General features: G+C 74.1%; 12 protein-coding genes. 6 read left to right on the forward strand and 6 right to left on the reverse strand.

Features of this window, described 5'->3' with window-relative positions:
- Nucleotides 1-227: 227 nt before the first annotated feature.
- Nucleotides 228-1,349 carry a hypothetical protein gene (locus tag FB458_RS12335; protein ID WP_141848754.1) on the forward strand — a complete coding sequence of 374 codons (1,122 nt, stop codon included), beginning with the start codon at nucleotides 228-230 and terminating at the stop codon, nucleotides 1,347-1,349.
- A gap of 89 nt (nucleotides 1,350-1,438) precedes the next feature.
- On the opposite strand, the gene FB458_RS12340 is transcribed toward FB458_RS12335, so the two are convergent.
- Nucleotides 1,439-1,759 carry a putative quinol monooxygenase gene (locus tag FB458_RS12340; RefSeq protein WP_211356024.1) on the reverse strand — a complete coding sequence of 107 codons (321 nt, stop codon included), beginning with the start codon at nucleotides 1,757-1,759 and terminating at the stop codon, nucleotides 1,439-1,441.
- A 144-nt stretch (nucleotides 1,760-1,903) separates the two neighbouring features.
- Between FB458_RS12340 and FB458_RS12345 the strand changes: the two genes are divergently transcribed.
- Entirely contained in the window at nucleotides 1,904-3,112 is a 1,209-nt protein-coding gene (locus FB458_RS12345) for a DUF3500 domain-containing protein (RefSeq protein ID WP_211356025.1), read from the forward strand.
- Between the two features lie 25 nt (nucleotides 3,113-3,137).
- Here the strand turns inward: FB458_RS12345 and FB458_RS12350 are convergent, their stop codons facing one another.
- Nucleotides 3,138-3,863, reverse strand: a complete 726-nt coding sequence (locus tag FB458_RS12350) for a response regulator transcription factor (RefSeq protein WP_141848755.1) — start codon at nucleotides 3,861-3,863, stop codon at nucleotides 3,138-3,140.
- Nucleotides 3,860-5,092 (reverse strand): sensor histidine kinase, encoded by a 1,233-nt coding sequence (locus FB458_RS12355; protein ID WP_170185666.1) that lies wholly within the window; start codon nucleotides 5,090-5,092, stop codon nucleotides 3,860-3,862. The genes FB458_RS12350 and FB458_RS12355 overlap by 4 nt, the downstream gene beginning before the upstream one ends.
- Nucleotides 5,093-5,199: 107 nt before the next feature.
- Between FB458_RS12355 and pcrA the strand changes: the two genes are divergently transcribed.
- Nucleotides 5,200-7,632 carry a DNA helicase PcrA gene (gene pcrA, locus FB458_RS12360; protein ID WP_141848757.1) on the forward strand — a complete coding sequence of 811 codons (2,433 nt, stop codon included), beginning with the start codon at nucleotides 5,200-5,202 and terminating at the stop codon, nucleotides 7,630-7,632.
- 126 nt (nucleotides 7,633-7,758) lie between these two features.
- Here pcrA and FB458_RS12365 read toward each other — a convergent pair whose 3' ends face one another.
- On the reverse strand, nucleotides 7,759-8,700 hold the full coding sequence (locus tag FB458_RS12365; protein ID WP_141848758.1) for a M23 family metallopeptidase: 942 nt from the start codon (nucleotides 8,698-8,700) through the stop codon (nucleotides 7,759-7,761).
- A gap of 230 nt (nucleotides 8,701-8,930) precedes the next feature.
- Nucleotides 8,931-9,962, reverse strand: a complete 1,032-nt coding sequence (locus tag FB458_RS12370; protein WP_246061192.1) for an alpha/beta fold hydrolase — start codon at nucleotides 9,960-9,962, stop codon at nucleotides 8,931-8,933.
- Nucleotides 9,963-10,458: 496 nt separating this feature from the next.
- Between FB458_RS12370 and FB458_RS12375 the strand changes: the two genes are divergently transcribed.
- The 3 genes from FB458_RS12375 (at nucleotide 10,459) to sucD (ending at nucleotide 13,842) form a co-directional block, all read left to right on the forward strand.
- Entirely contained in the window at nucleotides 10,459-11,529 is a 1,071-nt protein-coding gene (locus FB458_RS12375) for a DUF3048 domain-containing protein (RefSeq protein WP_141848759.1), read from the forward strand.
- Between the two features lie 238 nt (nucleotides 11,530-11,767).
- Nucleotides 11,768-12,946 carry an ADP-forming succinate--CoA ligase subunit beta gene (gene sucC, locus FB458_RS12380; protein WP_141848760.1) on the forward strand — a complete coding sequence of 393 codons (1,179 nt, stop codon included), beginning with the start codon at nucleotides 11,768-11,770 and terminating at the stop codon, nucleotides 12,944-12,946.
- A 14-nt stretch (nucleotides 12,947-12,960) separates the two neighbouring features.
- Nucleotides 12,961-13,842, forward strand: a complete 882-nt coding sequence (sucD, locus tag FB458_RS12385) for a succinate--CoA ligase subunit alpha (protein ID WP_141848761.1) — start codon at nucleotides 12,961-12,963, stop codon at nucleotides 13,840-13,842.
- 178 nt (nucleotides 13,843-14,020) lie between these two features.
- On the opposite strand, the gene FB458_RS21360 is transcribed toward sucD, so the two are convergent.
- Nucleotides 14,021-14,173: a hypothetical protein gene (locus FB458_RS21360; protein ID WP_170185667.1), complete on the reverse strand. Its 153-nt coding sequence runs from the start codon at nucleotides 14,171-14,173 to the stop codon at nucleotides 14,021-14,023.
- Between the last annotated feature and the right edge of the window lie 4 nt (nucleotides 14,174-14,177).

Here is a 14,177-nt window from a genome sequence, read left to right on the forward strand (position 1 = left end):
CCTCAACCCCTGGGCGGATCCTGTGCGACCGGCCTGCGCCCGTGGTCGCAGCCCCGGTCGTGCCCGCGGCAGCGTTCTTCCCCGAGCGCCCCCACCTGCCTGTCATGACCTTCCCAGGAAGTCCGGGCGCTCGGGTAGGACTTCCCATACCCGCTCTTTACCGTGCGTCAGTAGGTTCCTGGGACATCAACCACGCCCGGACGGGCCTGTGTCAGAGAAGGATTCGCATGCGCATCGCACGTTCCCGTGTCGCCGCCGTCGCGCTCGCCCTCACGGCGACCGCCACCGGTCTGGCGGCCACCGCCGCTCCCGCCACCGCGTCGACCGGCAACCCGTACTCCGCCCAGGCCAGCGGCCACGCCTACCGGCACGGCGCCGTCCTGACCCGCCACCAGCACGAGCTCGCCACCGGGTGGCAGGCCCAGCACGCCTCGCCGAGCAGCCGGCGGGCGACCTCGGCCCAGACGCTCTCCTACGGCGGCGGCGTCGACGGCATCGGCGTCACCAGCGGCCACGAGAAGGTCTACCTCGTCTTCTGGGGCACCCAGTGGGGGACGCAGTCGACCAACGCGTCGGGCAACGTCACCTTCACCAACGACACCGCGGGCGGGTCGGCCAAGCTCGAGTCGATGTTCAAGGGACTCGGCACCGGGGGCGAGGCCTGGTCGGGCGTCATGACCCAGTACTGCGACGGGCCGCTCGTCACCGCCGGCGCGACCGCGTGCTCCTCGAGCGCCGCCCACGTCGGCTACCCGACCGGCGGCGCGTTCGCCGGGGTCTGGTACGACAACAGCGCCGCCGAGCCGACCGCGGCCACCGGCGCGCAGCTCGGCAGCGAGGCCGTCAAGGCCGCGGCGCACTTCGGCAACACGACGGCCGCGTCGAACCGCTACGCCCAGTACGTCGTCCTGTCGCCCAAGGGCCTCAACCCGGACAACTACAAGACCGGCGGCTTCTGCGCGTGGCACGACTGGAACGGCGACGTGGGCGTCTCCTCGGCGTACGGCGACATCGCCTTCACCAACATGCCCTACACCCTGGACCAGGGCGCGAGCTGCGGTCAGAACTTCGTCAACAGCGGCTCGGCCGGCACGCTCGACGGCTACACGATGGTCGAGGGCCACGAGTACGCGGAGACGATCACCGACCAGAACCCGGCCGGTGGCTGGACCAACACCGGCAGCGGCACCTACGCCGGCCAGGAGAACGCCGACGAGTGCGCGTGGATCGCTCCCGGCTCGACCGGCGGTGCGCGGAACGTGTCCACCTCGACGGGGTCCTTCGCCGAGCAGGCCACCTGGAGCAACGACACGAACAGCTGCTCCAGCAGCCACGCGACGGTGAGCTGACCGACCGCGAGGTCAGGACGGCAGAGCGCCTGCTCGGGAACCAGCTTCCCGAGCAGGCGCTCTGCGTGTGCCCTGACGAGGATCGGTCGTCAGGCGATCCGCTGCACCCGGTTGACGCTCAGGCCGCTCTCGTCCAGCAGCTCCGGGATGCGGGCGGCGAAGTCGACCAGGTGGGGGGTCGCCAGGTGCGCGTCGAGGTGCTCGCCGGACTCCCAGTTCTCGTAGAAGAAGAACCTGTCGGGGTCCTCGACCGACTGGTGCAGGTCGTAGTTGACGTAGCCCGCCTCCTGGCCGGTCGGCTCGATGAGCGCCTCGAGCGCCGCCTTGAGCTCGTCGCGCTTGCCCGGGGCCGCCTTCATGAACGCGATGACGGTCAGCAGGTCGCGGCGGTCGTCGGTGGGAGTGGTCACGTGGTCCTCCTGGTCGGGCCGGGCCTCGCTGCCCGGCGTCGGCGCCAACCTAGCCCGGTCCGGCGCCGGGCCGCAGGGCTGCGGTGTCGCACCCTGAGACAGGTGACCGTGGTGGAGCCCGGCGCCCTCGGTTAGGTTCGCGACGTGGCCGACGACGACACGACCTCCGCCCCCGATGTGGTCTCCGCCGCGACCGCGCGCCGTACGGTCGCCGACCGGATGGCGCAGGCGGCGTCCGCCTGGCTGGACTCGCTCGACGACGGGCAGCGGCGGGTCGCGGTCGGGGCCGTCCCGCAGGACCTCGCCGAGGGCGACGGCGGCACCGGCGACCCGACGGACGCCGAGCGGCGGCGCTGGTTCTACACCCCCACCGACCACGGCGGGCTGACCGTGCACGAGCAGCGCCCGGCCCAGCAGCGCGCCGCGATGCGACTGGTCGCGACCGGTCTGTCGGCGGCCGGCTACGTCACCGTCGCCACCGTCATGGGGCTGGAGAACGTCCTCGACCACGCCGAGGGTTTCGTCGTCCGCTTCGACCGGGAGCGCGGCCGCGACCCGGGCCTGTACTACCTGCGCGTCTTCGGCGACCCCGCCGGTACGGCGCCCTGGGGCTGGCGCTTCGGTGGCCACCACGTCTCGCTCAACAACCTCGTCGTCGACGGCGAGCTCGTCGCGACGACCCCGTGCTTCCTCGGTGCCGACCCGGCGTCCTCGCCACTGCTCGCCGGCGGCCTCAACCGGCCGCTGGGGCGGCTCGAGGACCTCGCCCGCGACCTCGTCGTCGAGCTGCCCACCGCGCTGCGCGAGCGCGCCGTGCTGCTCGACCAGGCGCCGCCCGACCTCGTCACCGCCAACCGGCTGCGGGTCTCGCCCGGGGACCGCTACCTGCCGCTCGCCGCGGTGTGGCGCGACGAGCGCTTCCCCGACGACGCCGAGCAGGCCAAGCTGCAGCGGCTGTCGGACGCCATCGACGACGCCGCCGCCTTCGGCGAGGCGCAGCACGCCGCCACCGAGCTCAAGGCCACCCCGCAGGGCGTCCCGGCGAGCGAGCTCGACGCCGGTCAGCGGGAGCGGCTGCGGCTGCTGCTGTCGGGCTACCTCGGGCGGGTCCCCGACGAGGTGAGCCCGCTGGCGGTGTACGACGACGACGCGGCGCTCGACGCCGTCCACCTGGCGTGGGCGGGGCCGCTCGAGCCCGGGGGACCGACGTACTACCGCCTGCAGGGTCCGTCGCTGCTGGTCGAGTGGGACAACACCCAGCGCGGCGCCAACCACGCGCACTCGGTCTGGCGCGACCCCGACAGCGACTTCGGTCTCGACGTCCTCGCCCGGCACCGCGCGGCCGCGCACTGACGGGTCCGCACCGGGGCCGTCGGCGTCACTCGTCGCCGACGCGGACCAGCCCGGTCTCGTAGGCCAGCACGACCATCTGCACCCGGTCGCGCAGGTCGAGCTTGCGCAGGATCGCGCCGATGTGGGTCTTCACCGTCGCCTCCGCGAGGAAGAACGACGCCGCGATCTCGGCGTTGGTCAGCCCCCGCCCCACGGCGACGAGGACCTCGCGCTCGCGGTCGGTGAGCGGGCTGAGGCGCGCACCCGCGTCGCCGTACGGCGGCTCGTCGGCGGCGGTCCCTGGCTGCTCCCGGGCGACGAAGGTGTCGATGAGCCGGCGGGTCGTGCTCGGGGCGACGACCGAGTCGCCGCGGTGGACCGCGCGGATCGCCGCGAGCAGGTCGCGCGGGCCGGCGTCCTTGAGCAGGAACCCGGACGCGCCGGCCTGCAGCGCGGCGAAGGCGAACTCGTCGAGGTCGAAGGTCGTGAGGACGAGCACCCGCGGCGCACCCGGCTCGGCGAGGAGGGCCCGGGTCGCCTCGACGCCGTTGAGGCGCGGCATCTGGATGTCCATGAGGACGACGTCGGCCGCGACCCGGCCGGGGCCGGTGAGCGCGTCGAGGGCGGCGCGGCCGTCGGCCGCCTGGCCGACGACCTGCATGTCGGGCGTGGCGTCGAGGACCATGGCGAAGCCGGCCCGGACCAGCTCCTGGTCGTCGACGAGGAAGAGCCGCACGGGCGGCTCGGGGACCTCGGGCGGGGTCGGCGTCATCGGCTCACCAGGGGTCGGGGGTCGGGGGCGGTGCGGGGGGCCGCGAGCGGGAGGCTCGCCGTGACGGCGTACCCACCCCCGGGGCGCGGACCGGCGAGGAGCGTGCCGCCCGAGGCGGTCACCCGCTCGCGCATCCCGACCAGGCCGTTGCCCTCTCCGTCGTCACCGGCGCCGGCCCCGAGGCCGTCGTCGCTCACCTGCACCCGCAGGGCGTCCGGCAGCCGCTCGAGCCGCACCAGCGCGCTGGCGCCCGGGCCGGCGTGCTTGAGCACGTTGGTGAGCGACTCCTGGACCACGCGGTAGGCCGCCAGCTCGACGTCGCGCCCGACCCCGGCCAGTTCCTCGCGGCGCGGGACTTGCGCGGTGACCGGGACGCCGGAGGACCGGGTGCGCTCGAGCAGCCCGTCGAGGTCGTCGAGCCCGGCGAGCGGCGCGAGGTCGACCGGGGCGTCGCGGTCGCGCAGCACGCCCACGAGCCGACGGGTCTCCGCGAGGGCGGCGCGGGCGGTGTCGCCGATCGTGCCGAGGGTGCGGACGGCGTCGTCGCGCACCCAACCGGCCGCGTGCTCGGCGGTGTAGGCGCCGGCGTCGGCCTGGACGACGACGACCGAGAGCGAGTGGGCGACGATGTCGTGCATCTCCCGCGCGATCCGGGCCCGCTCCTGCTGGGTGGCGATGACGTCGCGCTGCTCGCGGTCGCGCTGCAGGACCCGGTTGCTCTCGGCCAGCTGCTCCATGACCGACTCGCGGCCGCGGACGAGGTTGCCGACGACCCAGACCAGGGTGACGGACACCGCCATCGCGAAGGCGGTGAAGAGGATGCCGACGTAGCTGTACGTCGTCGCGGTGAACCGCAGCCCGCCGAGGGCGGACCCGAGCAGCCCCAGGTAGAGCGCCGTGAGCCGGGTGCGGAAGCGGGGGACGTGCGCGGCGACGGTGTAGATGACGTAGAGCTGGGCGATGTTGGCCGGCAGCAGGGTCGGGAGCAGGGCGAGCTGCGCCAGCGAGAGCACGAACATCGTCCACATCACCGGCACCGGCCACCGTCGGCGGACGACGAGCAGGGCGGTCTCGAGGAGCGTGAACGCGGCCGCCGTGTCGGCGTGCTCCACGTTCGCCCCGACCGCCGTGCTCATCAGCCCGAAGGTGACGAGGATGCCGACCGCGATGACCGCGTCGACCACGAGGGTGTGGGCGCGGGTCCACGCGTAGAGGCGGTCGGTCAGCACGCGGTCCAGCGTAGGCAGCCCGACCCTCGGGGGCATCCGCCTGCGGTCGGAGCGTCGGGCGGAGGGCGCGGTCGGGCGTCGGTGGGGCGCCGTACCCTGGGGGGACGATGAGCACCCTGTTCGACGACCTCGGCCTGACCACCCCGGCGACCCCGTCGCCCTCCTCCGCGTCCTCCGCCGCCGAGGTCGACGACGCGGGGCTGCCGCTGTGGGCCTCCGCCGACGCGCCCCCGCCCGAGGGGGAGCGGGGCGACGCGCGGGCCCGGGCCGAGGAGCTGCTCGAGGGGCTCAACCGGCAGCAGCGCGAAGCCGTCGTCCACGAGGGTCCGCCGCTGCTCATCGTCGCCGGCGCGGGCTCGGGCAAGACCCGCGTCCTCACCCACCGGATCGCCTGGCTGCTCGGCGCGCGGGGGGCGCGGCCGGGGCAGGTGCTGGCCATCACCTTCACCAACAAGGCCGCCGGCGAGATGAAGGAGCGGGTCGCCGCCCTCGTCGGGCCGGCCGCCAAGGCGATGTGGGTGATGACCTTCCACTCGGCCTGCGTGCGGATCCTGCGCCGCGAGGCGCAGCGGGTCGGGCTGCGCTCGACCTTCTCCATCTACGACGCCGCCGACAGCCAGCGGCTGATGACCCTCGTGCTGCGCGACCTCGACCTGGACCCCAAGCGCTACCAGCCGCGGGCCTTCTCGCACGCCGTGAGCAACCTCAAGAACGAGCTCGTCGACGAGGAGACCTACGCCTCGCGGGTCGCGGCCGAGGGCAGCCACCACGAGCAGCGGATCGCCGAGGCCTACACCGCCTACCAGCGGCGGCTGCGGCAGGCCAACGCGCTCGACTTCGACGACCTCATCATGACGACCGTCCACCTGCTGCAGGCCTTCCCGGACGCGGCCGAGCACTACCGGCGGCGGTTCCGGCACATCCTCGTCGACGAGTACCAGGACACCAACGTCGCGCAGTACCAGCTGGTCAAGGAGCTCGTCGGGCCGGCGCTGCCCGACGACGCGCCGGCGCACGCGGTGCCGCCGGGGGAGCTGTGCGTCGTCGGTGACGCCGACCAGTCGATCTACGCCTTCCGCGGCGCGACGATCCGCAACATCGTCGAGTTCGAGCAGGACTACCCCGACGCGCGCACGATCCTGCTCGAGCAGAACTACCGCTCGACGCAGACCATCCTGCGGGCCGCCAACGCGGTCATCGCCCGCAACCAGAACCGCCGCGACAAGAACCTGTGGACCGACGCCGGCGACGGCGTGAAGATCGTCGGCTACGTCGCCGACAGCGAGCACGACGAGGCCGCGTTCGTCGCCCGGCAGATCGACCGGCTCGTCGAGTCCGAGGGCGTGCGCCCGAAGGACGTCGCGGTGTTCTACCGGACCAACGCGCAGTCGCGCGCCTTCGAGGAGGTGCTGGTCCGGGTCGGCCTGCCCTACAAGGTCGTCGGCGGCACCCGCTTCTACGAGCGCAAGGAGATCAAGGACGCGCTGGCGTACCTGCGCGTCGTCTCCAACCCGCTCGACACCGTCAACCTGCGCCGGGTCCTCAACACGCCCAAGCGCGGCATCGGCGAGCGCGCCGAGGCGTGCGTGGCCCAGCTGGCGGACCGGGAGCGGATCCCGTTCGTCGCCGCGCTCGGCCGCGCGGCCGACGCCCCGGGTATCGCGACGCGCTCGGTGACCGCGATCGAGGCGTTCACGCGGCTGCTCGAGCAGCTGCGGGAGGTGTACGACGCCGGGTCCGGCGTCGCCGGGCTGCTCGAGGCCGTGGTCGAGAAGAGCGGCTACCTCGCCGAGCTGCGCGGCAGCGCCGACCCCCAGGACGAGAACCGGGTGGAGAACCTCGGCGAGCTCGTCGAGGTGGCGCGCGAGTTCGACGACGAGCGGCTCGAGACGGGGGAGGAGGCCTCGCTGGAGGACTTCCTCGAGCGCGTCTCGCTCGTCGCCGACGCCGACCAGATCCCCGACGGGGCGCCCGGGGCCGACGGCGGCGTCGTGACCCTCATGACGCTGCACACCGCGAAGGGCCTGGAGTTCCCCGTCGTCTTCCTCACTGGCATGGAGGACGGGACCTTCCCGCACCTGCGCTCGCTCGGCGACCCGACCGAGCTCGAGGAGGAGCGCCGGCTCGCGTACGTCGGCATCACCCGGGCCCGCTCGCGGCTGCACCTCTCGAGGGCCGCGGTCCGCTCGGCCTGGGGCTCGCCGCAGTACAACCCGGCCTCACGCTTCCTCGACGAGATCCCCGAGGCGCTGGTCGACTGGGAGCGCACCGACACGGCGATCGACGCCGTGCGCACCCGCCGCGCGATGCCGTCGTCGGCGATGTCGTCGCTCGCGGAGCGGCGCGAGGCGAGCCGGGCGAGCAGCCGTCCCGCCGTCCAGGTGGCCCAGGGCGACCGGGTCACCCACGACTCCTTCGGCCTCGGCACGGTGGTCCGGGTCGAGGGGGAGGGCGACCGGGCCCTGGCCCACGTCGACTTCGGCGCCGACACCGGCGTCAAGCGGCTGCTGCTGCGCTACGCCCCGCTCGTCAAGCTCTGACCGGGCGGGGTCGTCGGCGGGGCGCCGTACGGGCGCGAGCGGACATGGATCGGATCCGGCCCGCTCGGCTCCGTCGGTGACGGGAGCCGAGCGGGCCGGATCCGATTCGCGGGGTGACCCGGAGGGTCAGTCGCCGGCGGTCGAGGTGCCGGCGGTGCCGCGGCCGGGCATGGCGCCGTGCTGGGTGAGCCACGGGATCGGGGGGACGGCACCGTTCTGGGTGTCGTCGCCGCCGAGGTGGATCTCGACGTGCGAGTGCGGGCCGGTCGAGTGACCGGTGTTGCCGGAGAGCGCGACGACCTGGCCGGGGGTCACGGTGTCGCCCGTGGCGACCTGGAGCCGGCTGTTGTGGGCGTACCAGGAGATGGTGCCGTCCCAGTACTTGATCTCGACCTTGTTGCCGTAGCCGCCCTCCCAGCCGGCGAGGATCACCGTGCCGCTCGACATCGCCATGACGGGGCTGCCGACGGGCACGGCGAAGTCCTGGCCCGGGTGCACCGAGCCCCAGCGCGGTCCGAAGCCGGAGGTCAGCGTGAAGGGCACGGCGATGGGGGCGACCCACCGGTGCGCGGCGGCCGCGGCCTTGGCGGCGGCGGCCGCCTTGGCCGCCTCGGCGGCCTTCGCCCTCGCTGCGGCGGCGGCCTGCGCCGCCTGCGCGGCCTGCGCCGCGGCGGCGCGGTCGGCCACGTCGGCGCGGGCCGCGTCGCGGGCGGCGCGGCTGGTCAGCGACCGGCTCTGCGCGGCGAGGGTGGCGGCCTTGGTCTCGACGGCCTGCTGCCGGGCGGCGGCCTCGGCGGCCCCGACGGACTGCGCCGCGGCGAGGGTGCCGCTCGCGGTGCTGGGGGAGGTCGCGGCGCCGAGGTGGGCGCCGGTCGTCGTGAGGACGACGGCGGCGGTGGCGACCGTGGGCAGCAGCACGCCGGTGCCCGCGAGGCGGGGCAGCGAGCGGGACGTCGCCCGGCGGTGCCGTCCGCCCACGCCGGGGACGCCGGCGGTCGGGGACGACTCACGGGCGGCGGTGGGCTCGGACGCGGAGCGGTGCCGCCCCTGGTACTTGCTCGTGCTCACGGAGAACGGAACCTCGGGGTCGGGGGCGTGCGGAACGCTGGACCTCGGGACGATCGCGGACGCGCTCGGGTGGGGTGAGGTCGGCGGGGAAGAACCTGAGCGTACCGTGATCTTTTCGTGACCTCAAAATGGGTGGCGGAGGTGCCCACCCTGTGGGATACCCGGGGATCGGATGGGTACGGCCGTCCGCTCCCGTCGCGGGTGGGCCGTAGGCCGCCGCTCGGAGGAGGTCAGCAGCCGGGCCGGCGCCCGGACGAGCGGGGCGCGTGCAGCGGCGCCACGGCCGGCGCGACGGTCGAGCCGTCCTCGTCCAGATGGGCCAGCGCCTCGGAGATGCCGCGCACGACCGCGTCCATGATGGGGATGCTCGTGTGCCCGACGCCGTGCAGCCGCACGTTGGTGACGTCGAGGTCCGGGTGCTCCAGCGCCGCGGTGCGCTGCGGGAACATCACCTGGTCGAGGTCGGACCAGTAGCACAGGAAGCGGGTCCGGCAGCCGGCGACGGGGCCGGCCAGCTCGCGCATCAGCGGGCTCCCGGGGCGCAGCTGCCGGGTCAGCGTGGAGGGCCAGCCGTACGCCGTCCAGGTGCCGGCGTGCGGGCTGCCCAGCGTCACGAGCGTGTGGACGCGCGCGTCGCCGCCCAGCCGCGTGACGTAGTAGCGCGCGATGAGCCCGCCCATGCTGTGCCCGACGACGTGCAGCCGCTCGTAGCCGGTCTCCTCGCAGATCCGCTCGACCTCCGCGGCGAGCCGGGCGGCGGCGACGCGGACGTCGCCGGTGAGGATCGAGTAGTTCATCGTCGACACGCGGCCGAAGCCGCGGCCGCGCAGCCCGCGCCGCAGCAGGGTGAAGACCGAGCGGTTGTCGACGATGCCGTGCACGAGCACGATCGGCGTGCCGGCGGCCTCGACGTCGCGCACGTGCAGCCCGCGCTGCACCGGGGGCAGGTGCTCGATCCGGTAGCCGGGGCCCGTGCCGCGCGAGCGACCCCCGACCAGGCCGAGCGGGTAGATGGCCAGGTGGGTCGAGATCCACATCGTCTCGACGGCGGCGCCGGCCAGCCCTCCGGGGGTCAGCAGCGCGCCGGCCGCCTCCCCGAGCGCGGTGCGCGAGGTCCGCACCGCGCGGACGGCGCGGGCGACCCCGTCCACCGCCACCCCGACCGGTCCCGGCCGACCGACCCGGGACCCGGCGTCGTCGACCGCCGCGGCGGGCGCGTCGTCGTCGGCGCGGGCCGCGTCCACGGGTCGAGCGGCGGACACCTGACCGAGAGTAACCGCGCGGGCCGCGGCTCACACGCGAACGCGCCGCGGCCGGGACGGTGACGACGGGACGAAGTTGTGCAGCGGGACAGCGCCCGGTGACTGTGTCACCGGCAGGCTCCCTCAAACAAGGACAAAGCTTGTCAAATACCCAAGATCGTACGGAGCGTGCGCACGTTCCTTGTTAAAGAGTTGGCAAAGACGGTGGGGAAGGCGCCTGGGGAGGTGGAGCATGGTGAACACGACGTCCGGACGGGTCATCCCCCCAGTGACCTGCACGGACGAGCCGGATGGCTGGTCCGGCTGTGCACCACCTTCCCCGGGTGGTGAGCGGCACCGCGCCCGACTCTCCCCTGACGGCGCGGGGGTGAAAACCCGCAGCGTCCGAGTGCTGCAGTACGGGGCGGGCCCCATCCCCAGGGCCCGCCCCCCAGCACGACGCGTCGCCCGGCGCCGTACGGCGTCACCCCAGCCGGCTGCTCTACCCTCTGCCGCCATGTCCGCGACGCCCCCCACGCCGAACCGCCCGCAGCCGCCCCGCCGCGCCGTCGCCGCCGGGCTGGCCGGTCTCGCCGGGTGGGCCGCCGCCGCCCTCGCCGGCTGCTCGTCCGCGCCGCCCGCCCCCGTGGCGTCGACGTCGCGGGCCCCGTCCTCCTCCTCGTCGTCGACCAGGCCGGTCCCCGCGACCACCCGCGCGACGACCGCCGCCGCGTCGCCGTACACCCGGCTGACCGGCGGTCCGGTCCTCGCGGCGAAGATCGACAACACCTCGGCCTCCCGACCCCGCACGGGGGTGTGGCTCGCCGACGTCGTCTACGTCGAGCCGGTCGAGGCCGGGCTGACCCGGCTGCTCTGCGTCTGGTCGAGCCGGATGCCGGGCGAGATCGGCCCGGTGCGCTCGGGCCGCGAGACCGACGTCGACCTGCTCGCCAACTACGGCAAGGTCGCCTTCGCCTTCTCCGGCGGGTCGGCCGCCACCGTCGCGGCGCTCGAGGCCGGCAACCAGGTCGACCTGTCCAACGACGCCTCCCCGGTCGGGTTCTACCGGGCCGGCAACCGCCGGGCGCCGTACAACGTCATCGGCCGCACCGCGGCGCTGCTCGCCCGCGCCGGCGGCAGCGTCCGCCCGGGCGACCCGGGCTTCCGCTTCGGGCCCGCGCCCACCGGGGGCCAGGCCGCGACCCGCGTCGCGACGTCGTGGCAGGCCTCGCGGATCGACCTGGCGTACGACGCCGCGCGGCACGCCTGGCGCGTCGTCATCGACGGCGTCCCGGACAGCGACGCCGACGGGACGCCGCACTACGCGGGGAGCGTCGTCGTCCAGCACGTCCCCGTCCGCCAGTCCTCCAACGTCGACGTCAACGGGGTGCACACCCCGCTCGCCACGGTCATCGGCTCGGGCCCCGCCGAGGTGCTGCGCGACGGCCGGGTCTGGCGCGGGACCTGGTCGCGGTCCTCGGCCGCCGCCCCGACGAGCTTCCGCGTCGGCGCGCAGGTGATGAGCATGGCCCGCGGGCCGGTCTGGGTGCTCCTCGTCCCGCAGGGCCAGGCCGTCACCATCGCCTGAGGGTGCGCGCGAGGGGCCGCTATGAGATTGGTCCCACCGCCCGTGGCCCGGCCGGAGCCGCCCCGCGCGGGCCGATAGGCTCGCCCGCGGCATCCGGGGGCCACCCTCGGTGCGACGCGGCACGACCGCAGGCGACCACGCCGGACCCGTCACGGGTCTCCGGGTCGGGGTCCCGGTGGCCGGCCACGGCACGGACCGGCCCCCACCAACCCACTTGTCGACGACAGGACGAGGACCCGTGGATCTGTTCGAGTACCAAGCGCGTGACATGTTCGAGGCGCACGGGGTTCCCGTGCTCGCCGGTGTCGTCGCGGACACCGTCGAGGGCGTGAGGGCGGCGGCCGAGCAGATCGGCCCGCGCAGCGGCGGCGTGGTCGTCGTCAAGGCCCAGGTGAAGACCGGCGGCCGCGGCAAGGCCGGCGGCGTCAAGGTCGCCACGAGCCCCGACGAGGCCGCGGCCGCGGGCGAGGCCATCCTCGGCATGGACATCAAGGGCCACACCGTGCACCGCGTCATGATCGCCCAGGGCGCGAAGATCGCCGAGGAGTACTACTTCTCGGTCCTGCTCGACCGGGCCAACCGCACCTACCTCGCGATGTGCAGCAAGGAGGGCGGCATGGAGATCGAGCAGCTCGCGGTCGAGCGCCCCGAGGCCCTCGCGCGCGTCGCCGTCGACCCCAACACGGGCATCGACACCGCCAAGGCCCAGGAGATCGTCGACGCGGCCGGCTTCGACACCGAGACGGGCGCCAAGATCGTGCCCGTCCTCGAGCGCCTCTGGGAGGTCTACCGCGACGAGGACGCGACCCTCGTCGAGGTCAACCCGCTCGTCAAGACCGAGGACGGCGAGGTCGTCGCCCTCGACGGCAAGGTGACGCTCGACGGCAACGCCGACTTCCGGCACACCGAGCACGCCGCCCTCGAGGACAAGGCCGCGGCCGACCCGCTGGAGGCGGCCGCCGCGGAGAAGGGCCTCAACTACGTCAAGCTCGACGGCTCCGTCGGCATCATCGGCAACGGTGCGGGCCTGGTCATGTCGACCCTCGACGTCGTCGCCTACGCCGGCGAGCAGGTGCCGGGCCAGCCCAAGCCGGCCAACTTCCTCGACATCGGCGGCGGCGCGAGCGCCGAGGTCATGGCCAACGGCCTGGGGATCATCCTCGGCGACCCGCAGGTCAAGGCCGTCTTCGTCAACGTCTTCGGCGGGATCACCGCGTGCGACGAGGTCGCCAAGGGCATCGTCGGGGCGCTCGACACCCTCGGTGACGCCGCCACCAAGCCGCTGGTCGTCCGCCTCGACGGCAACAACGTCGAGGAGGGACGCCGGATCCTCGCCGAGCGCGACCACCCGCTCGTCACGATCGAAGCCACCATGGACGGCGCTGCCGCCAAAGCCGCCGAGCTCGCGGCGAAGTAAGGGGAACTGAAGCAATGGCAATCTTCTTGAACGCTGACTCCAAGGTCGTCGTCCAGGGCATGACCGGTGCGGTCGGGATGAAGCACACCCGGCTCATGCTCGGCGACGGCACCGCCGTCGTCGGTGGCGTCAACCCGCGCAAGGCCGGCCAGGCGGTCGACGTCGACGGCACCCGGATCCCGGTCTTCGGCTCGGTGGCGGAGGCCATGGAGGCCACCGGCGCCGACGTGTCGGTCGTCTTCGTCCCGCCGGCCTTCACCAAGGCCGCGGTCATCGAGGCCATCGACGCCGGCATGCCGCTGGTCGTCGTCATCACCGAGGGCGTCCCGGTCAAGGACTCCGCGGAGTTCTTCAACTACTCCCTCGGCACGGGCACGCGCATCATCGGCCCCAACTGCCCCGGCCTGATGAGCCCCGGCAAGTCCAACGTCGGCATCATCCCCGGCGACATCGCCGGCCCCGGCCGGATCGGCCTGGTCTCCAAGTCGGGCACGCTGACCTACCAGATGATGTACGAGCTGCGGGAGTTCGGCTTCTCCACCGCCGTCGGCATCGGGGGCGACCCGATCATCGGCACCACGCACATCGACTGCCTCCAGGCCTTCGAGGACGACCCCGAGACCGACGCCATCGTCATGATCGGCGAGATCGGCGGCGACGCCGAGGAGCGGGCGGCGGCGTACATCAAGGAGCACGTGACCAAGCCGGTCGTCGGCTACGTCGCCGGCTTCACCGCCCCCGAGGGCAAGACGATGGGCCACGCCGGCGCCATCGTCTCCGGCTCGTCCGGCACCGCCGCGGCGAAGAAGGAGGCCCTCGAGGCCGCCGGGGTCAAGGTCGGCAAGACCCCGTCCGAGACCGCTGCGCTCATGCGGGAGATCATGCAGTCGCGCTGAGCGCGCTCGCGCACCACAGCACAGGCGTGCGCCCCGCCCGGGGGATCGGTCTCGGGCGGGGCGCACTGTCGTCGGACCGGTGGCTCGGGGCCGGATGGTCCGACGACGACGGGGTACGGCGCCCGCGGGGGCGGCGGGCTCGCGCCGTACCCCGCGTCTCAGGGGGTGCTGCGCGGTGTCACGGGTTGCTGCGCGAGCGGCGGGCCAGCTGCCACAGGGCCACGCCGACGAAGAGCACGGTGACGGCGGCACTGACGACCCAACCGACCTGGAGGGTGACCGCGGCGGCCGGCACGGCGGCCAGGGCGACGGGAGCGGACTGTCCGTACACGGGG

Source organism: Lapillicoccus jejuensis, from assembly GCF_006715055.1.
In the GTDB taxonomy this organism is placed as follows: Bacteria; Actinomycetota; Actinomycetes; order Actinomycetales; family Dermatophilaceae; genus Lapillicoccus; species Lapillicoccus jejuensis.